The organism is Halomonas sp. (assembly GCF_033549285.1).
In the GTDB taxonomy this organism is placed as follows: Bacteria; Pseudomonadota; Gammaproteobacteria; order Pseudomonadales; family Halomonadaceae; genus Halomonas.
Genome location: NZ_JAWSUJ010000088.1, coordinates 1 through 18,239 on the forward strand (window position 1 = coordinate 1; position 18,239 = coordinate 18,239).

15 protein-coding genes and 4 pseudogenes are annotated in these 18,239 nt (G+C 57.1%); 8 read left to right on the plus strand and 11 right to left on the minus strand.

The genetic code is table 11. The features are described from left to right. The first annotated feature begins 1,019 nt into the window (after positions 1–1,019). Positions 1,020–1,271: a type II toxin-antitoxin system Phd/YefM family antitoxin gene (locus SCI24_RS16530; protein WP_318726426.1), complete on the plus strand. Its 252-nt coding sequence runs from the start codon at positions 1,020–1,022 to the stop codon at positions 1,269–1,271. A 172-nt stretch (positions 1,272–1,443) separates the two neighbouring features. Here the strand turns inward: SCI24_RS16530 and SCI24_RS16535 are convergent, their stop codons facing one another. Beyond that, on the minus strand, positions 1,444–1,857 hold the full coding sequence (locus SCI24_RS16535; RefSeq protein ID WP_318726427.1) for an antitoxin Xre/MbcA/ParS toxin-binding domain-containing protein: 414 nt from the start codon (positions 1,855–1,857) through the stop codon (positions 1,444–1,446). Positions 1,858–2,129: 272 nt separating this feature from the next. On the opposite strand from SCI24_RS16535, the pseudogene SCI24_RS16540 reads away from it, so the two are divergent. Then, a pseudogene (locus SCI24_RS16540) lies at positions 2,130–2,311 on the plus strand (transposase); the annotation flags it as partial. A 644-nt stretch (positions 2,312–2,955) separates the two neighbouring features. On the opposite strand, the gene SCI24_RS16545 reads toward SCI24_RS16540, so the two are convergent. From SCI24_RS16545 to SCI24_RS16555, 3 genes are read right to left on the minus strand one after another with little or no spacing between them, the layout of a single operon-like run. Next, positions 2,956–3,582: a LysE family translocator gene (locus SCI24_RS16545; RefSeq protein ID WP_318726428.1), complete on the minus strand. Its 627-nt coding sequence runs from the start codon at positions 3,580–3,582 to the stop codon at positions 2,956–2,958. Positions 3,583–3,616: 34 nt separating this feature from the next. After that, a complete protein-coding gene (locus tag SCI24_RS16550) occupies positions 3,617–4,834 on the minus strand; it encodes an MFS transporter (RefSeq protein WP_318726429.1) in 1,218 nt (405 codons plus the stop codon). Between the two features lie 43 nt (positions 4,835–4,877). Continuing rightward, complete coding sequence (locus SCI24_RS16555; protein ID WP_318726430.1) at positions 4,878–5,771, minus strand: dihydrodipicolinate synthase family protein; 894 nt, start codon at positions 5,769–5,771, stop codon at positions 4,878–4,880. A gap of 105 nt (positions 5,772–5,876) precedes the next feature. Here SCI24_RS16555 and ptsJ point away from each other — a divergent pair, with 105 nt between their 5' ends. Continuing rightward, complete coding sequence (gene ptsJ / locus SCI24_RS16560) at positions 5,877–7,181, plus strand: transcriptional regulator PtsJ (RefSeq protein ID WP_318726431.1); 1,305 nt, start codon at positions 5,877–5,879, stop codon at positions 7,179–7,181. A gap of 18 nt (positions 7,182–7,199) precedes the next feature. Next, positions 7,200–7,334: pseudogene (locus SCI24_RS21565) on the plus strand (IS5/IS1182 family transposase); the annotation flags it as partial. 41 nt (positions 7,335–7,375) lie between these two features. Here the strand turns inward: SCI24_RS21565 and SCI24_RS16565 are convergent. After that, positions 7,376–8,326 carry an IS481 family transposase gene (locus tag SCI24_RS16565; RefSeq protein WP_318726432.1) on the minus strand — a complete coding sequence of 317 codons (951 nt, stop codon included), beginning with the start codon at positions 8,324–8,326 and terminating at the stop codon, positions 7,376–7,378. 325 nt (positions 8,327–8,651) lie between these two features. Next, positions 8,652–8,897 carry an AbrB/MazE/SpoVT family DNA-binding domain-containing protein gene (locus tag SCI24_RS21570; protein ID WP_412930051.1) on the minus strand — a complete coding sequence of 82 codons (246 nt, stop codon included), beginning with the start codon at positions 8,895–8,897 and terminating at the stop codon, positions 8,652–8,654. A 48-nt stretch (positions 8,898–8,945) separates the two neighbouring features. Here SCI24_RS21570 and SCI24_RS16575 point away from each other — a divergent pair. Further along, positions 8,946–9,234: pseudogene (locus SCI24_RS16575) on the plus strand (IS5/IS1182 family transposase); the annotation flags it as partial. 515 nt (positions 9,235–9,749) lie between these two features. Here SCI24_RS16575 and SCI24_RS16580 read toward each other — a convergent pair. Genes SCI24_RS16580 through SCI24_RS16590 form a run of 3 tightly spaced genes read right to left on the minus strand, consistent with a single transcriptional unit; the run spans position 9,750 to position 12,899 of the window. After that, positions 9,750–11,279, minus strand: a complete 1,530-nt coding sequence (locus tag SCI24_RS16580; RefSeq protein ID WP_318726433.1) for a tripartite tricarboxylate transporter permease — start codon at positions 11,277–11,279, stop codon at positions 9,750–9,752. Positions 11,280–11,281: 2 nt separating this feature from the next. Then, positions 11,282–11,731: a tripartite tricarboxylate transporter TctB family protein gene (locus tag SCI24_RS16585; RefSeq protein ID WP_318726434.1), complete on the minus strand. Its 450-nt coding sequence runs from the start codon at positions 11,729–11,731 to the stop codon at positions 11,282–11,284. A gap of 28 nt (positions 11,732–11,759) precedes the next feature. After that, the gene (locus SCI24_RS16590) at positions 11,760–12,899 is read right to left on the minus strand and encodes a mandelate racemase/muconate lactonizing enzyme family protein (RefSeq protein WP_318726435.1); all 1,140 of its coding nucleotides are present in this window, start codon (positions 12,897–12,899) and stop codon (positions 11,760–11,762) included. Between the two features lie 236 nt (positions 12,900–13,135). Here SCI24_RS16590 and SCI24_RS16595 point away from each other — a divergent pair, with 236 nt between their 5' ends. The 3 genes from SCI24_RS16595 to SCI24_RS16605 all read left to right on the plus strand — a co-directional run bounded on the left by SCI24_RS16595 (position 13,136) and on the right by SCI24_RS16605 (position 16,136). Further along, positions 13,136–13,924 (plus strand): FadR/GntR family transcriptional regulator, encoded by a 789-nt coding sequence (locus SCI24_RS16595; protein WP_318726436.1) that lies wholly within the window; start codon positions 13,136–13,138, stop codon positions 13,922–13,924. A 177-nt stretch (positions 13,925–14,101) separates the two neighbouring features. Continuing rightward, complete coding sequence (locus SCI24_RS16600) at positions 14,102–15,085, plus strand: tripartite tricarboxylate transporter substrate binding protein (RefSeq protein WP_318726437.1); 984 nt, start codon at positions 14,102–14,104, stop codon at positions 15,083–15,085. Between the two features lie 67 nt (positions 15,086–15,152). Further along, positions 15,153–16,136, plus strand: a complete 984-nt coding sequence (locus SCI24_RS16605) for an NAD(P)-dependent oxidoreductase (protein ID WP_318726438.1) — start codon at positions 15,153–15,155, stop codon at positions 16,134–16,136. Between the two features lie 148 nt (positions 16,137–16,284). Here the strand turns inward: SCI24_RS16605 and SCI24_RS16610 are convergent. Together SCI24_RS16610 and SCI24_RS16615 are read right to left on the minus strand one after the other, a co-directional pair. Beyond that, a pseudogene (locus SCI24_RS16610) lies at positions 16,285–17,801 on the minus strand (IS3 family transposase). Between the two features lie 207 nt (positions 17,802–18,008). Then, positions 18,009–18,239: hypothetical protein (locus tag SCI24_RS16615; RefSeq protein WP_318726439.1), on the minus strand; the 231-nt coding region annotated here is incomplete at its 5' end.

Genomic DNA, 18,239 nt, shown 5'->3' on the forward strand with positions numbered 1-18,239 from the left:
CAGGCGGCTCAGATTCTTGCCCCTTTGAGGGGCTAACAATATAAAGCCCCCGGCTTTGCCGGGGGATACTTACTGACCGCCCACGAAAGCGGCTCAGCTATCGGACACCGGCACAGGTGTTCCTGGGGGAATACTCAGGAGCCCTGAATACCGCAGGTGCTGCGCTTATTGCTTGAATTCAGGAGTTAATGGCCTTATGCAGCACTCGTTCAGCATGCATGGCCATGCTCAGCCAGCCAGTCATGATGTGTAGCTTGTGTTGTAGGTAGAACAGAGAGCAGCGGCGCTTGAAGAATAGGGATCTAGCGTGAAGAGGCGAGGGCGCTGGTAGTGCTCATGGATCACCAGACGTTGCCCGCCAACGCGGATCTCTAGATTACCTCCCTTTCGGCCTGCCCAGGTCCTCATAGCAATGCTTTTAGGCTGTTCACCCACACCTGGCCCCTCAAGTGTATTTCAATCCATACTCTTCAAGAACAAGCTGATAGAAGGGAGTATGGACTATGCCTTGGCGGACATCCACGTTGGTGTCATAATTGAAAGGGCCTGTCTTACCGCCTCAATGTGGCACCGCCACAAGTAGCTATCTCCTACCGACTCACCATCAATGCCGAAGGCAGGGTGAAAGAGCGCAATGATCGATACATCAGAATTCAAGTGGCTGAATATCATTTGCTGGGATCGCCGGGGAACAAGAATGACACGGGAAGATACCTGGCGATTCTATGCGTATCGATGGTCATACATGCCAGACGCTCACGAACTTGATGAAGATGAGCGGGCATTAATCAATTCGCTAATTGCCGAATTCGGCCCTATAATACCCGTAGTAGAGACCCGAGGGACGATGGGAAATTGGATTTATGGCGAGCCGATAGATAAAGTATAGAGGCAGGAGAGCCAGTGGCCGCTACTCTTTTCGGCTCACCGACTAAAGTGAAGCAAAGCATGGGATGCCGACAGCGAGCCATGCTTGTAGCAATATATTCTACATGGGGATTTGTTAAGGAGTTATTGTAATGGCCATAACTATTATATCAACTCGAGAGCTGGATCAAGACGTTTCCAGCGCAAAGACAGCGAGCAAAAATGGTCCCGTGTTTATCACAGATCGCGGTAAAACCACTCATGTACTATTGAACATCGAAGAATATCAGGATCTAACAGGACGTCGGAGCATAGCTGATGCACTGGCTATGACTGACGTAGCAGATATCGAGTTTGAGCCACCTCGCGTATCAATCAAATCTCATCCAACTGATTCAACATGATTTACAACCTCTTTGGTTGTGACCTCTCGCCTGATTTAGGTCTGCCCTTCAATTTGAGAAACTGCCCTTCATGCACACCGCTGAGCACAGGCGTCGCGTGGCATATAGCCCGGCCAGCTGTGCAGTTTGACATGGTTGTGAGGAAGCCATTCCAAAACCTTCGTTTGAAGTTCTAGCTGAATTCCCCATGCTCGATCCTGCTGAGCACATCACGAACCACGGCTCTGCCCTGAAACGTGTCCATCAGATCAATAGGCCGCGTGCCCGACAGTGCGGGAATCTCGGAGCCAAACCACTCTCTGACGATGTCATCGCTATCAAAGGTAGTTGCGGCATAAGCGAATAAGCGCAGCAGGTCTAAAATTCCCTCGCTCTCTGTCTTTCCAAGGGCGTGTTTTTTGTAGATTCGATGGAGGTTGCCAGGAGTAGTCCCTGCTAGCTCAGCAACTAGCTGTTGATGACCGCCCAGTAGCTCAACAGTTTCTCTTACCACTTGTCCAGAAATGCCTTTTCTGACTGCTCGAATAAATACCATATCATCATTAAATATATCCTTAGGCAATCTGGCTACTCGATGTGCCGTCATTTCATTCACTCGTTTCGCGGCCTATGATGGAAGTATTATAGTAGGTTGAAAAGTGTGGCGAAAGAGTTCTGGCTATAGGCTTCATGATCTGAAAAACATAAGATTATTTTGATTTCATCGTTTCCATTGGATCTGTGTCCTCTGTTAGTGCATCTATCGTATCAGAACACTAAAATATTAATTTTTTGAGTTAGACAAATAATCCTAGTGCCATCAAGGAGATGGACGACAATCCGATAAAAAAACTGTTGCTGACGATCGCGCCGGCAAATGCCAGCATTCGTGCCAAGGTCGACATCCGTTTCATATCATAAAGAACCTCTTCGGTTATCGGAAGGTGCGGTACAAGGGGTTGGCCAAGAACCGGGCGCAACTATTTAGCCTGTTCGGGCTGGCCAATCTGTTGCTGGCGACACGATGCAAGGGCCAAGTTGATGGTGTGAGTTTGCCTTGAATCTAGCCTGGCAGCCGGATAACTCGCCTGTCAGGGAAAATCGAACAACTGAGGTGATCAGAAAATGATCGTTGGCACAGTGATTGTGTCACTCTGAACCCGTCAGCCGCACAGTGGCGAATTGAGCAGTTTTTCTCTTAAGTTTCCAGAGAAAGTGATTAACATTGAAGCGCAGGTTTATTTAAAATGCTTCTATGAATCGCTTGGCTTTCACTCGTCCGTGGAGCCGTAAGAAGGAAATGGAATACTTCATGTTGATATGGTGAGGCAGGGCCTGAGCCGATAGGACGTCTGCTTTGTCCGATTTCTGCCTAGCGCCACCGGCTGCTTTGGGTCATCTGCTGCCAGCCCCTCTAGCGAATTAATGTAAGCTATAATTTGGCATTCATCGTGGAAGTGTCGCTCTCAAAGTTCTGTGTCTCCCAGCCTTGAATAACTATGTATTCGAGATGTGCTCTTGACCCACTCCTACCATCCGTCAGGGGGTACGAGACACCGATGCTTAGCAAAGGCCAAGCGGTCGCGCTGTCAGTTGCCATTATCTTGGCTTCGGGGCTGGCTCTTGCGGACGTACCTGAGGGGCTTGCTATAAGCGAATATATGAAAGACGGATCTCCTGATTAACTGATTGTCAAAATCAATCGCTATCGCTTTTGCAGGGCCAGGTGTACGCCGAGAGCACAAAATAGGCTGCCGACGATCCTATTCTGCCACTTTACCATCATGGGACTATGTCTCAAGAAGACGCCTACTCGGCCGGCGGCACAGGCATAGCCAATCGTCACTGCCGCTCCGATCGCCACAAAAAGCAGGCCCAGCACGCTAAGCTGCAACGAGACACTGCCCGATCCCGTTTGCACAAACTGTGGGAGGAAGGCCAGGAAGAACATGGCCGACTTGGGATTCAAGGCCTCGCAGAGCACCCCCTGCTTGAATGCCATCTTGGGCGTCACTCGCCTCTCGGCGGGCGGCTCGAAAGAGGGGTTGGATCCCAGAATAGCTTTCACCCCAAGGTAGATCAGATAAGCTGCTCCAACATACTTCATGATGGTAAAAGCGACGGCGGACGCCATCAAGATGGCGGAAACACCAAGTACCGCCAGAACAGTGTGCAGGAGGTCACCGGTCGCGATCCCTAAGCTGGTGGCAATCCCAGCGCGGGTTCCCGAGCTGACAGAGCGTGCTGTTGTTAGCAGTACGGCAGGGCCAGGCAGTGCCGAAAAGCCGGCTACGATCATCACGTAAGTCATTAGAATCGAGATATCAAACACTTCTGTTTCACCTCATCAAGTGATATCCGGCGAGTCAAGAACGTTCCTTGCATCGCTCAACGAACGACAGCGCCACTGCACTGCCAATTAATCCAATGCCGACCATCAGCGGGATGCGCACATCCCATCCTGTCATTGCGCCGGCAGCAGCGGTGCCGGCGGCACCGGCCGTGATCTTCATCGCCGCCACCCACAGGAAGACCTGCCCGCGACCCTTTGTCGGCGCATACTCCGTCCGTGCTGCCAGGGTGGCGGCAAAGAAATACGCGTTGATGATGCCCACCACCCAATAGGTTGCGATGGCGGTGAACAACGTGGGACTCACCATCACTGCAAGCAACCCACCCATGACGCACAGGGCCCAACCCGACATCAATGAATCTGGACTCCCTCGCAATGGCCGCAGCATGACGCCCATTGATCCGGTGAGGTTCCCGATCCCATAAGCCGCCGTCATGGCCGCCGCGCTAGCGGCAGGGATACCCATCAAGCTCGTCATGTGGACGGCAGTGATGGGCAGGGCCGCCATGCTGAAGGCTACCAGCATGGTCATGTACAAGGTGCGACGCAGTGGACCATCCTTTGCCATCAGGGCGATGCTGCTCCAGGCACTCGGCACGCTCTGGACATCGCCCCCGTGCTCGGGGGCGCTGTAAGGAAGCCGCATGACCAACCAGGCGGCATAAAAGGCCGCCATCGCCAGGCATAAAGCGGCCAGTCCCGGCGAGGCCAATGAGGAGACAGCGGCCACCACCGAGGGGCCGATCGTCCCGCCGATGCCGTAGGTGGCCACGTCCCAGCCCTGCGCGCGACGCTGGCTGTGCTGGTCGCGGCCGGCGATCGCCGGCAACCGACTGCTGATACCGCCCGTCAGCAATGGACCGCAGCAGCCCGAAACCGAGAGCAGCAGGCCGGTGAGGACGGCTGGGGCCTGGCCATAGCTGGAGACCGCTGCTGCCAGGGTGATCGAATAGAGGACACAGGCGAAGGCGATGACCTTGCGGCCATCGTCGGCCAGGTCGATACGGCGTGCGACGAAGGGGCCCAGCAAGTGCGGCGCGGTGATGCAGGCACCCAACAGGCCGGCCAGACTGCCGCTTCCACCTTGCGTTGTAACCAGCAGCACGATGGCAACCACGGCGCCGCCGTCGGCCGTGCGTGCCAATCCAGCGGCCATGACATAGCGGACCAGACCAGACCACCGGTCGACGTTCCGGCTCGCCGTCTCCACGGAAGCGACACTTCGTTCCAAGGGCCTCCACCTCACCGATAACAGGCTCGTGCAACGCGGCTCATCAGATCAGTTCAAGCTCGTCAAGCAGCGCGGCGAGCCGTTGCCGGCCGGCCCCGTCCAATGCCTTGAGCGGCAGTGGCAGGGAGGGATGTTCTACTAGCCCTTGCAACTCCGCAGCGGCCGCGACGACACGCAGGCTACCGCCGTGCTGGCCGAACAGTGCCCACAGCGGTTGCAGTCGTTCGGACAGGCGCGTGGCTTCCTGCGCATCGCCGGCCTGGGCGGCCCGGGTGATAGCCAGCGCCGTCTTCGGGAACAGGCCGCCGATCACCGAATACCAGGCCTCGCATCCCGCATTGAGTCCCGTGGCGGCGAAGGCATCCCCGCTGACGCCGAGCGTAAGGTACGACGGGAGAAGGGCGCGCAGGTGCTCGACATGCGCCTTGGCCGCTTCGGGGGCCGCCGGAACACCGGGGATCTTGATAGAACGCACGTTCGGAAGCTGGGCGATCCGCCCATACAGGTCGTCGCTGAACTCGAAATGCGTGGTGCCGGGGTTGTCGTACACACACAGCGGCACGGATAGGGAGCGGGCCACGGTCTCGTAGAGGTCGAAGACCTCCTCGGTGGATAGCTTCTGGTATGACATCGGGGCCAGCAGCACCGCGCTCGCCCCCGCGTTCTGCGCGTCTTCGGCCAGGGCCAACATATCGCGCATGCGCAAGGCGCCGATGCCGACCATCACCGGCACGTTGCCGGCGTGCTCCACCGCCAGTTGCGCAACACGTGCCCGTTCAGCTCGCGTGAGATAGGCATAGCTGCCAGTCGATCCCAGGGCACCGATGGCATCGACGCTAGCATCAACCAGACGCTCGACCAGCCCGACGAATGCCGCCTCGTCGATGCCGCTCTCATTCATGGGGGTCAAGGGAAACGCGCTGAGGCCGGAAAACATGGTCGGTTGTCCTCGTGTCAACGACAGTGAAGGCCGTTATTTTTCTTTCTCTCGGCCTAGGGTAACATTGTCTTAGGTTGACATACATTTCGTCATAGGACAAAAGTGAAGATCATCGGCAAGACCGCACAGGAAATTTCCGACTGCATCCGCGCACTGGTGCAGAATAACGACCTGCTGCCCGGCGATGCACTGCCGCCCGTGCGTGAACTGGCGGAGACGCTCGAGGTGAACCGCAACACGGTCGCGGCGGCTTACAAGCGTCTGGCGAAAGCGGGCATCGCCGTCACGCGGGGGCGCCTGGGCACGACCATCTGCGCACCTCCCCAGGCAGGCGAACAGGAAGGATTGAGCACCGAAACAGCGTTGATCGATCTCGCCCACGGCAACCCGGATCCGCAATGGCTGCCCGAGCCGCAGGCATTGCTCGCCGGGGGCCTGCCCAGGCCGTTCCTGTATGGTGAGGACACGATCCTTCCCGAACTGCGCCAGTTGGGGCGCGATTGGTTCGAGCCGGACTGCCTGTCCGATCACGAGCTGGAGGTGACGCATGGCGCCGTCGACGCCATCGAGCGCCTGGCGGCTGCGCATCTAGTGCCCGGCGACCCTGTGGCCGTGGAAGATCCTTGCTTCCTGGGCACCATCAATGCGCTGCGCTTGGCCGGCATACAGACGGTGGGCGTCGAAATCGACGACGCGGGAATGCGCCCTGAGGCATTGGAGGCGGCCTTGGACAAGGGAGTGCGGGCGGTGCTGATCACGCCGCGCGCTCACAATCCGACGGGATTCAGCCTGTCCAAGCGTCGCGCGGGCGCATTGAAGCGGATTCTCGCGGTGCATCCGAATGTGCTGATCATCGTCGATGACCACTTTGCCCTGCTGGCCGAGACGCCGTATCACTCCATCATCCCGGCCACAACGGCCCGCTGGGCGCTGATACGCTCTGTCTCCAAAGGCTTGGGGCCGGACCTGCGCCTGGCCTTCGTGGCCTGCGATCCGGCAACGGCGGACCGGCTGAGAACCCGCCTGGCGCCTGGCATGACCTGGGTAAGCCACATTCTCCAGGCTATCGTGGGCGCCTGCCTGGCTTCCAAGGATGTGCGCAAGCGACTCGACGAGGCGCGCGACGAGTACGCACGCCGCCGCGACGAGTTGCGCACCGCCTTGCAGGCCCAGGGAATCGAAGTGCCGCCTGCCACGGGTGGTTTCAATGTCTGGGTGCCGCTGCCCCGGGACGCGAAGGAGGTGGCCTACGCCCTCGCCAAGAAAGGCTGGCTGGTTCGATTGGGCAGCGCTTTCGAGGTGCAGGGCCCGGCTCAGGCGATCCGGGTCACGGTATCCAAGCTTCAGGACGGCCAGGCGCAACGCTTTGCTGAGGATCTGAGATCGTGCCTTGCACGTAAGCCATGACGGGAGGTAAGTGTAGGGTCCCACATGGATGCCCTGGTGCCATGGCAACGACTGATCGACGCACTGTCGTCGTCCTACTTGCCTAACGCGGCGGGCAAGCGGGGCCGACCACCCATTGGCCTGGAGCGCATGCTGCGGATCTCCTTCCTTCAATAGTGGTATGCACTCCCCGCCGAGGCGCTGGAAGATGCCATCTAGGTGTGTAAACCCATCAGGTTGTTCACGGAAAAGCCCAGCCGGCTAACCGGAGGGTGGTAATCCAGACTGGCATGCGGTCGATGCCAGTTGTACTGATGGAGCCAGGCAGGCAGGTGCCTACCGCGCTCTTCCGAACTTGTATATGACCGAGCGTAGGCCCACTCACGTAGCGCCGTCTGGATGAATCGCTCTGCCTTGCCGTTGGTGCGAGGGCTATACGGCTTGGTCCGGCGATGTTTAAGCCTCAGCCGCCGGCACAGGCGATGGAAGCGCCGGGAGCGGTAGCAGGCACCGTTGTCGGTGAGCACCCGGGTAAAGCGGATGCCCAGGCTGGCGTAGTAGCGCATGGCCCGTAGCAGGGCCAGGCAAGCGCTCCAGCCCGTCTCGTCCGGGTGAATGCTGCTGAACGCTACTCGCGAGTGGTCGTCGATGGCGACATGGACATACTCCCATCCTGCGCCTGGGGTGTTCTGCTGGCGATCGCCGGTCACGCGATGCCCCGGGCGCTCGAAGCGCCCCAGCTTCTTGATATCCAGGTGAAGGAGATCCCCGGGCGCGTCGTGCTCATAGCGGTTGTCGGGCTTTGCCGGTGACAGGACGGCCAGCCGATTCAGCCCCTTACGCTTGAGAATTCGTGCCACCGTACTCTGGCCGATGCCCAGCGCCTGGGCGATCTGGCGATAGGTGTGGCGCTGCTGTCGACGTTCGATGATCTGCTCTAGGGTCGCGGCGTCAGTGGCAAAAGGGCTCCGGTCAGGGCGCGACGTACGGTCCTGAAGCCCCGAGTAGCCTTCTTCACGGAAGCGACGCACCCACTTGTAGACGGTCCTCACACTGACGCCCTGGGCTTGCGCCACCTCCCTTGGCCGAAGCCCTTCATCGATGACGCGAGCGGCCAGCAGGGCTCGACCATGCGGAGTGAGACGGGCATTCTTATGGGTGTTCATCCGGGCCTCCTGGAGCGGTTGGTTGGTTCGCATCTCCAGTCTTCCGGGTAGGCTCCGGATGAACAATCTACCGAGAGATCACATCTAGGTCAGCCAGGCCATACGCGATTTCATCGGTCTCGACCTGGCCATCGAGAGAGTGTCGGACGCCAGCATGCTGCTGGTTTTCGCTAATTGCTGGGGAAGCATGCTCTGACCCAGTGGATCTTCGAGGAATTCAATGCCAGCCTCGCCCAGTTAGTAGTACTAATAGGTATAGAGTCTGAGGGTTGGGTGCCAAAATCGTATGGTGTGAATTACTTTTTTAAACAAAATGCGTGGTTCTTTAAAATTGACTCCCGGCCCCCGATAATTCGATAGCAGTATTCATATCCTCAATGGAGACGGGGGGTGAGGGCTTCTTGATCATACCCTTCAAATCGGAAACCGTAAGTGTGGACGCCATAATGGCAAACTTACCATGCCCGAGAGGTACAAACTCTAGTCGATCACCAGTGGATAGGCCAAGCGAAGCCCTCACCTCAGCAGGTATCGTCACCTGACCCTTTGATGTAACGGTCGCGGTTGCCATGAAAGATCTCGTTACCGCAATGAATGTTCCTTATTTTAGTGTAAGGAGAGTGTCGATGCCACCTCAGCCAACGTGGCTAATGTCACCATGGCAGGCCAGTTGGTCTGGGACGATGACAAGCAGGTATACGGCGACCCGGGCTACACCGGCATGGGGAAGACCCTGGACGAAGACAAGGACGACCCGGATTCCCGGTGCAGCATCGCGGCCAAGCGCAGCACCCATCAAGAAGATGGACGACAGCCAGATGAAAACACTGCTGCTGGCGATTGAGAAAGCAAAAGACAGCACCCGCGCCACGGCTGAGCATACGTTTCATGTCATCAAGAACCTCTTTTGATACCGGGGGCACTATAAGGGGTGGCCATGAGCCAGGAGCAGCTATACCCCCGTCTTAATTCATGGCGCGAAATCCGTATGGAAATTCATTTTTTAAAAATCATGCGATTACGAGCGATCGAATGTCCGTGGATCGCTTCACTAAATGGGTGAAAGCACATCGGCTGAACGAAAATACTCTCACAACTTGATTTTATAATTTTTTATTGGGTCTTGGAATTTGTTATGAATAATACGGGATTCACCTTGTTCGCCTCGGCAATCTGGTACTGGTGGGACGATGCCAAGGGCGTGCTGACGGGGCCAGTTTGTCCTGAATCTAGCCTGGCAGCCGGAAAGCCCGACTGTTAGGGAAAACAGGCCCACCTGAAGTGATCTGATAATGACCGCTGAGGCGGTGTGAGGGTTGACTTGGCACTTGCATCGCACAGGACTGAAATATTCAGCGGTTTTTCTAGATTTATGACGGTCTCGCAAAACAAATGGCGATAATTGCGAACCAATAGTGCGGGGTCATCCCGCCTGGTCACCCGGTACTTTTCTCGCTTTCCTTGCCCTGACGAGAGGCATGGTAATCATCAATATCAGCAACGCTGCACAGAGCGACAAGATACCGGCACTGATCGGGGATTCGAGAAAGACCATCGGGTTGCCCCTACCAATCAGGAGAGCACGACGTAGGTTCTCTTCCATCATCGGCCCCAAAATCAGGCCAAGAAGGAGAGGGGAGGCAGGGCAGCCGAGCTTAGCGAACAAGTAACCTGCTCCACCCAGCCCCGCCAATAGGAATAACTGAAAGGCACTATTTGATACGCTGTATACCCCAATGCAGAGAAAAATCATGATCGCCGGGTAGAGTATCCGGTAAGGGATGGAGAGGATCTTTATCCATATGTTTATGAACGGGATATTCACCCACAGCAGCAAGAAATTGCCGATCCACATGCTGGCGATCAATCCCCAGAAGAGATCAGGATGCGAGGAGATCACCCTAGGCCCTGGCGCAATACCATGCATGATAAGGGTACCCAGGATCAGCGCGCCCACGGCGTCGCCCGGAATGCCCAAGGTCAAGGTAGGAATATAGCCGGTCTGAGCCGCCGCATTATTGGCAGATTCGGGAGCGACAACGCCTTCTATTGCTCCTTTGCCGAACCGTTCCGGATGAGAACTCACCCGCTTTTCGACGGTATAGGCCATGAAAGAGGCGATGGTGGGTCCTGCGCCCGGCAAAGCCCCGAGGAAGGCGCCCAGTGGCGTACCCCGCAACATGGCCCCGACCGACCTCCGGGCTTCGTCCCTAGTTGGCATCATCGAGCGCCACCCCCCCACTTGCTGCACCACTTGCCGGCGCACGTGTGGTTCGAGATTGGTTATCACCTCAGCGAGCCCAAAGAACGCCATGGCGACCACGATGAAGCTGATTCCCTCGGCCATGATCGGCACACCGAATGTGAATCTCATCATTCCCGACACGATATCCATGCCGACCATGCCCAGTAACAAGCCGACGATCACCATGCCGATTGAATGCAGCGGCATGTCACTGGCAGCCGCAGCGGCCGCAATCAGGCCAAGCAGCATCATACTGAAGTATTCCGCCGCCCCGAATTCCATTGCAATCTGTACAATCGCCGGCGCCGCCAGCCCTACCATAATGAGGGCAGTACAGCCTCCCACGAATGAGGCGACAGCGGTCATGAATAGCGGCACGCCTGCTCTCCCCTGTTGTGCCATAGGATAGCCATCGAGTGCCACGACGGCTGAGGCTGGTGTGCCTGGCAGATTCAGGAGAATCGATGCGGTCGAGCCACCATAGAGCCCACCATAAAAAATGCCGGACAGCATGATGAGGGCTTCTAGTGGATCCAGACCGAAAGTGAACGGCATCAGCATAGAAATTGCCGTGACGGTACCTAGCCCCGGGAGCACGCCAACGAAGGTGCCCAGAACCACGCCGGCAAGGCAATAAAGGAGATAGTTCCATGACAACGCAACGGTAAAGCCGTGGCCCAGGTTCGCCAGGTTCGCAAGCAAGTCCATTATCATTGTCCCCACAGTCGGAAAGGCAGCCCCAGCAGCAGGCTGAAAACGATCACCGAGAAGGCAGTCATCCCGAGAGCAATGAAGATGATTTCCTTCCAGCGCGTTTCGTGAGTGGCAAGCCCCGACACCAGCACGCATGCCATGCAAGCGGCGATCAAACCCAATCGATCAATCAAGACCGCGAAGGCCAGAATCGATAGGGCCAGTGCGGCAGCCGGCCGCCAATATAGGTCTGGGATGGGCTCGTATCTACGCCGCCACAGGGACTTGGCCGCAATCAGCGCGCCCACCAGGACCAGCAAGCCACCGAGAATCACGGGGAAATAACCAGGCCCCATCCGGCGGGCGGTGCCCATTCCGTAATCGGCCGCTCCCAGCGCGAAGGCACCGCCGATCAAAATGAAAACCAGACCCGTTAGAACGTCCCGGTCCTTCAGCATTGTCGACATCGCCCGACCTCTCGCCATTCATGGGGGACTAAACGTAGCAAGGCCCCTCGATCAAGGGGTGCGCAGAAACGAAGCTTTCGTCGACCTCCATGCCCAGGCCCGGGGCATCCGGAGGGGCAATCATGCCGTCTTCGTCGATCTCCAGGCTTCCCGACACCATATCGGTTCGAAACGGGTTTATCGCGGTCGCATCTGCCTCGAAGTACCCTGGGTTATCGATCGCCGCCAGGAGATGTAGTGACGCCACCATGTTCAGCGCTGTCATAGAGCTGTGAGGATTGATTTTGAGCTTGCGTGCAGAAGCCATGGCGGCGATTCGCAGGATTTCTGTCAGACCACCACATTTTGACAGGTCTGGCTGAAGTACCGTGACGGCATCCTGCTCGATCAGTCGTTGGAACTCGTAGCGGGTATAGTGATTCTCGCCTGCCGCGATGGGGGTGCGGCCAAGCGCTACGGCCTTCCCGTAGGCGTAGTCGTCATAGGGAGGAAATGGCTCCTCCAGCCATCTGACACGGCAAGCATCGAGCGCAGGCATCAGTTGGCGGACCTCGTCCAGCCCGTAGGCCGCGTTGACATCGGTCATGATATCGATCTCATCGCCCAAGGATTTGCGTACGGCTTCAACCCTTGCGGCATCTCGAACAGGAGAGTCACCGAGGCGCAGCTTGAGTGCACGGTATCCGGCCGCTACGTAGCCTTGAGCTTCTTCAACCAAAGCGCCCGTTTCCTGGTAACCCAGCGTCAGCCCTCCGGCATAGGCCTTGATTCGCCGCTGTGCACCGCCAATGAGGCGAAAAACCGGCCACCCAACCGCCTTGCCTCGGATATCCCAAAGTGCCAGATCAATACCGCTCATGGCGATGGCTGTTCCAGCGCCGAAGCCATGCGTTGCCAGATGTCCACGATACAGCCGATGCCAGACGCCAACGGTGTCACAGGGGTCCATCCCGAGAATCATGGGACGCAGCGTGGTTTCGATGAGCTTGGCTATCGCGCCGGGAGAGCGGCCGTGGTGAGCTTCCCCCCAGCCCACGAGGCCTTCATCAGTGACCACCTTCACCAGGACGGCATCGCGCTTGACCATACGCCCCACCCCCATGCGGAAATCGGTACCGTCAGGTACGCGATAGGAGATCGGGTGGACAGAAATTTCTTCTATTTTCATTGATAACTCTCCAGTCTTCGGCGCTAGACCCTCAAACACCTCTTGTACAAGCAGCAGTCGAGTCGAGTATAGTTAGAAAGCTGTCATTCGAAATGACAGATTAGGTCGCCGCAAAGTAAAGTGTCAATAGCCGCAACACAGCGGATCCAAACGCTTGGTTTGCTCGACAAAGCTGCATAACTTATTGAATGATTGATAAAGCTCAATGAATGGAGCGGGTCCTGCCCGAAAACGAGATGACTGACAAGCTCAGCCCCAACAGTGAGTTATGGAGGACAGGTCGAGAAGGGCTCGAAAAGGCCATACAGCCCGCCCGCCAGCGCAGCTTGGGGGACGACGTTTACGATTCACTCGCGAAGCTGATCAGCTCTGGGGAGCTGGCAGCAGGGGAAAAGCTGCCATCTGAAGGCGATTTATGCCGTCTTTTTGCCGTTTCGCGCCCTGTGGTCCGCAAGGCGCTATCGCTTTGCCGCGAAGATGGCCTCGTCGTATCCCGCAAGGGATCGGGGTCTTATGTCTCACCGAGCGTTCTGGCTACCGCTGCCGAAAGAAACCCTGAGGAGCAGTTGTCTAAGATGCTGTATGCGATAGAGTTTCGCCGGAGCACCGAACCCGAAGCGGCTTATTATGCTGCCATTAGACGGACTCCCGAGGATTTGGCGGGGGTGGCCGCTGCGCTCGAGGACTTCCGCCGCTTTGCCGACGGGGAATCGCGGCCACGCGTAGATATGGCGTTTCACCGCTCGATCGCCCGCGCTTCGCGGAACGATCATTATGTGCGCTCCTTAGAACTCATTGACTACGATATCGACCTTGGCATTACCCTGGCCAGGCACTTATCCCGGCTCGGGCAGGCTGACCGACGAGCGGCTATCTACGCCGAGCATCAGCAAATCTATCTAGCCATCGAGGCGCAGGCGCCTGATGAGGCCCATCAGGCGATGCGTAAGCATCTCGAGCACTCTCAGCTTCGTGTCATCGCTCGCGGGAAGGAAATGATTCGCCGCGTCCGACATGGCCTGTAGCCCCTTCGCCGGTAGTCCTTCGTTCAGCGCTACGTTGCGGCGGGTTGCTGTGCTAGCTCCGAGGAAAACTTTGACGCCTCCACCTGTTATATCCTATAACAGGTTAGCAAGCCTTGCTTCGGTTTCCGATGCCCTCAGGGTGATTGCGCTAAATAACAAGGAATCCAGGAGAACGCCATGAAGTTAAAAATTACCCGTATGGCTAGTGTTGCCTTGGTGGCAGCGTTTGTCAGCACCGTCGTTACCACTCCGGTACTGGCCGCAAGCGACTTTCCCAGCAAGACGATTACCATCGCGGTGTCTTACCCTCCAGGTGGCTTCAACGACAGGGTGGCACGCATGATCGCCGAAGACTTCAGCGAACGTTGGGACGTTGACGTCATTGTAGATAATCGCCCCGGGGGTGGGACCGTCGTCGGTACCGACTATGTGGCCAAGTCTGACCCAGATGGCCATACCATTGGCATCTCACCGTTTGCTTTCGGTGTAAACCCCGGCCTCTTCCCGTCCCTTCCCTACGATACGAAAGAAGACCTTCGCCATGCGATAGTGCTGGGTAGCGCCTTTAACGTGCTTGCCGTCTATCCTGAGTTTCCTGTCGACTCGGTCGAAGAGTTGATTGAATACGCCAAGCAGAATCCCGGTGAGATCAATTATGCATCTGCGGGAAACGGCTCTTCGAATCATCTTTCCGGAGAAATGTTCAAGGCGCTGGCTGACGTCGATATGGTCCATATCCCGTATGGCGGTAGCGCCCCTGCACGTACGGACCTGATGGCAGGTCGAGTCGATGTGATGTTCGACAACTACACCAATTTCAAGGAGTTGGTTGCAGCGGGGAAACTTAAGGCCCTTGGGGTGACGCTCCCGCAGGAAAGTGAGCTGATGCCCGGCGTACCGCCAGTCTCGGATACGGTCGATGGCTATGAGGTGGCGACCTGGTGGGGCGTTTACGCCCCAGCGGAAACGCCCGACGCAGTGATAGCCAAACTGAATGAAGCGTTGAACGATTTCCTCGGGAAACAAGAAACCCTCGATGTTTTTGCCAATCAAGGCATCACGGCAATTGGAGGCACTCCCGAAGAAGCCGAGACTTATGTAGAAACGCAAATGGAAACGTGGATTCCGATAGCCGAGCAGGCAGAGATGGAAGTCGATTGACTCGCCACTGTTCCCAAGCTGTCCTGCCGCCCTCAGGCGGCAGGATGTATGGCATTGAGGATACCTGATGCCCGTGGTCCTTCTTACTGACCCTATAGACCATGCTGAGACGGCCAAGCTTCAACAAGTAGCAGAAGTCCGATTGCTTGGGGAGGCCCAGGTAGGGCCTCTGGAAGATGAGATCATCGAGGCGAATGCCGTTATTGTCCGGCGTCCAATTCCCTCTGAGCTTCTTCCAGCGGCTACCTCCTTGCGTGCCCTGATTCGACATGGGGTAGGCCTTGATTTCATTCCCGTCGAAGCTGCGAGCGCCGTCGGGGTTGCTGTGACAAACACCCCCGATACTAATGCACAGAGCGTGGCTGAACATGTGTTCGGGCTAATTCTCGGGCTCCATCGCCGTATCGCACAGAATGACCGGCTCATACGGGCTGGGGAGTGGCATGCATTGCGTGCTGACGCTCTCTCGCTGCATGAAATTGCGGGTATGACCTTGGGGGTGATAGGTTTCGGAAGCATCGGCGAGGCAGTCGCACACATTGGCCATTTCGGTTTTGGCATGAATGTTATGGCTGCCCGGCAGACGCAACGCGGCGGACCCGACTGGGTCGAGTTTTCGAGCATAGTGAAAATCGCATCACAGGCCGATGTCCTGGTCGTCGCCTGTCCCTTGTCGGCAAGTACACGAGGCCTAATTGATACGCGCTTGATAAGCACAATGCATAGAGATGCCATCATTATCAATGCTGCACGCGGCGCGATCATTGATGAAACGGCGTTGATCGCGGCTCTGCGCGAGCAACGGATCGCGGGTGCCGCACTCGATGTCTTTTCGCAACAACCCTTGCCGGATGACTCACCACTTCGATCATGCGCCAACTTGTTGCTTTCGCCTCATGTCGCCGGTGTCACGTGCGAAAGCATGCGACGAATGAGTGAGGTTGCCGTGAGTGACACGCTTCAGATTCTCAAAGGGAAAAAACCGAAGCATCTCGTCAACACCGACGCGTGGCCGCAAATTGCTGAACGATGGTTACAACCAATAACGTAGGTTGTGAATCAAGGAAATTGACTAATGAGAGCGGGAGACCCCGGAAAGCCTAATGATGAGGTCAATGTAATTTGGGTAGCGGCCATCGTATGCCCGCGCGGTGGCGGAGCCTGTCAACATAGTTGGCATATGAAATGATTTCGCCTCTTTAAAATTCTGCGGCCTGTGGCACCGGGTCCCGCTCGGGATTGAGGTGTACCACCTCCGGCAGGCTGAGCTTCCGGATGGCGCCTCTCCAGCGCTCTGGGTGGCGCTGCTTCGCGGCCTCAAAGACTTCTCGACGTTGCGTCAGAATATCCTCGGCTTCGCCGCTATGGCGCTGGCCTGGGGTGACATAGCGAAGGGCGCTGTGCCGGTGCTCGTGGTTGTACCACTCGATGAATTGCTGGACCCACTCCTGGGCATCGGCCAGGGTCGCGAAGCCGTCGACGGGGAAACCCGGTCGGTACTTCAGCGTCTTGAAGGCCGACTCGGCGAAGGCGTTGTCGTTACTGACCCTTGGTCGGCTGTACGACGGAGTGATGCCCAGGTCATAGAGCTTCTCCAGGAAGGTCGCTGCCTTCATCGGGCTGCCGTTATCTGAATGCAGAATCAGGGGCTTGTGACAATCCGTCAGATGCTCTTGCCAGCAGGCCTTCTGGATCAGCTCGGCGGCCAACTCGCCGGTCTCGCTTTCGTAGACCTCGTGCCCGACGATCTTGCGGCTGAAGACATCCTTGATCAGGTACAGGTACCACTAGGTGCCGCGTGCAGGGCCAGGCAGCCACGAAATGTCCCAGCAGCACAGATGGTTAGGCGCAGTGGCCTGGTGCGTGGTCGGCGGACGCTTGCGCTGCGGGACCTGCTGACGGCCCCGGTGATGTTGCTGGTCGACTTCATGAAGGACTCGATACATCGTCGACTCAGAGGCCAGGTAGCGGCCCTTGTCCGCCTGATCGGCCCCGATGAAGGCCGGAGGGCGGCTTCGGTACTCCGGGGCGTTGCACGGCGCCACGATCGCCTTTCGCTCTTTCGGCGACAGCTTGTTGGCTGGCTCCGGCCGGTCGGCGTCGGGGCGGCGATCCGCCGTCACCTCGCCCTCGGAGACCCAACGGTAGTAGGTCCGCATGTTGATGCCCATCACCTGACAGGCCTTGGCCAGCCGAGCACCGTCACGCTGGGCGTCTTGCACCAGGGTCACGATGCGCTGGCGATCCGGGAGGCTGGTCAGTCGTCCTCGTCGTTGGTCGTGCCCCAGATCGCCTCGGCTTTTTTTGATAAGGCAAGCAGCGCGGCCGTTTCGGCCAGAGCCTTGTCCTTGCGGTGCAGCTCTCGCTCCAGCTTGCGGAGCCGCTTCTGCTCCGCCTTGCGAGCCTGACGGAGTTGCTTGGCCTGCGCTGCCGCCTCATCGTTGGCGTTCATGCAGACATCCCGCCAGGCCTCCACCTGCTCGGGGTAGAGCCCACGCTCGCGGCAATAGGCGCTGAGTTCGGCATCGTTCATAGGGGCCGTCTCCAGGACGATCTGGAACTTCTCCTGGCTGGTCCACTGATCGGGCTGGGTGGAACGTGATGGCAAAACCTGTCCTCGTGCTCTGGCCTGTTTCCGCCAATTGTAGAGGGTTGTCGCGGTGATGCCTTCCTGCTCGGCCAGTTTCGGGATGGTCATGCTCATCGGCGGCGCCATCTTGCGGAGGATGGCTTCCTTACGCTCTGCGGGGTAACGCACGTTGATCACCTCTCAATCCGTTTAGGTGACAACTACGTTGACGCATAGGGGCTCTGCAACGAGGATTATCGCCTACTCGGTGGCTACGGAGCAGATCACGCGATTAATTTTGAATCGCCACTTATTGGTTGAATACAGGATTTGTGGAAGCAACAAGATATAATATCAAATATTATTGACAATCATCCTAACAAATGCATCTTGAGAAAATTTATCGTTTACATAGTCCATCCTTCCCTTCTTGCACGATGAAGATGAAAGCTGGCGAAAGTCAAAATTTTTCAAAATATAAAAAAGGTGGTCTTCACCTTCGCCAAAATAATCTTCATCATATTGCATAGAAAGATCGGGGACTGGGAACAAAGCCCCATTTGAATTATAGGAAAAATCAGATGC

What these genes read in the sequence shown, in the direction of transcription:
- SCI24_RS16605 (WP_318726438.1), top strand. Translation starts at nt 15,153, where the DNA reads ATGCCCGTGGTCCTTCTTACTGACCCTATAGACCATGCTGAGACGGCC.
- SCI24_RS16595 (WP_318726436.1), top strand. Translation starts at nt 13,136, where the DNA reads ATGACTGACAAGCTCAGCCCCAACAGTGAGTTATGGAGGACAGGTCGA.
- SCI24_RS16535 (WP_318726427.1), bottom strand. Translation starts at nt 1,857, where the DNA reads ATGACGGCACATCGAGTAGCCAGATTGCCTAAGGATATATTTAATGAT.
- SCI24_RS16585 (WP_318726434.1), bottom strand. Translation starts at nt 11,731, where the DNA reads ATGTCGACAATGCTGAAGGACCGGGACGTTCTAACGGGTCTGGTTTTC.
- SCI24_RS16555 (WP_318726430.1), bottom strand. Translation starts at nt 5,771, where the DNA reads ATGTTTTCCGGCCTCAGCGCGTTTCCCTTGACCCCCATGAATGAGAGC.
- SCI24_RS16590 (WP_318726435.1), bottom strand. Translation starts at nt 12,899, where the DNA reads ATGAAAATAGAAGAAATTTCTGTCCACCCGATCTCCTATCGCGTACCT.
- SCI24_RS21570 (WP_412930051.1), bottom strand. Translation starts at nt 8,897, where the DNA reads ATGGCAACCGCGACCGTTACATCAAAGGGTCAGGTGACGATACCTGCT.
- SCI24_RS16600 (WP_318726437.1), top strand. Translation starts at nt 14,102, where the DNA reads ATGAAGTTAAAAATTACCCGTATGGCTAGTGTTGCCTTGGTGGCAGCG.
- SCI24_RS16565 (WP_318726432.1), bottom strand. Translation starts at nt 8,326, where the DNA reads ATGAACACCCATAAGAATGCCCGTCTCACTCCGCATGGTCGAGCCCTG.
- SCI24_RS16530 (WP_318726426.1), top strand. Translation starts at nt 1,020, where the DNA reads ATGGCCATAACTATTATATCAACTCGAGAGCTGGATCAAGACGTTTCC.
- SCI24_RS16580 (WP_318726433.1), bottom strand. Translation starts at nt 11,279, where the DNA reads ATGGACTTGCTTGCGAACCTGGCGAACCTGGGCCACGGCTTTACCGTT.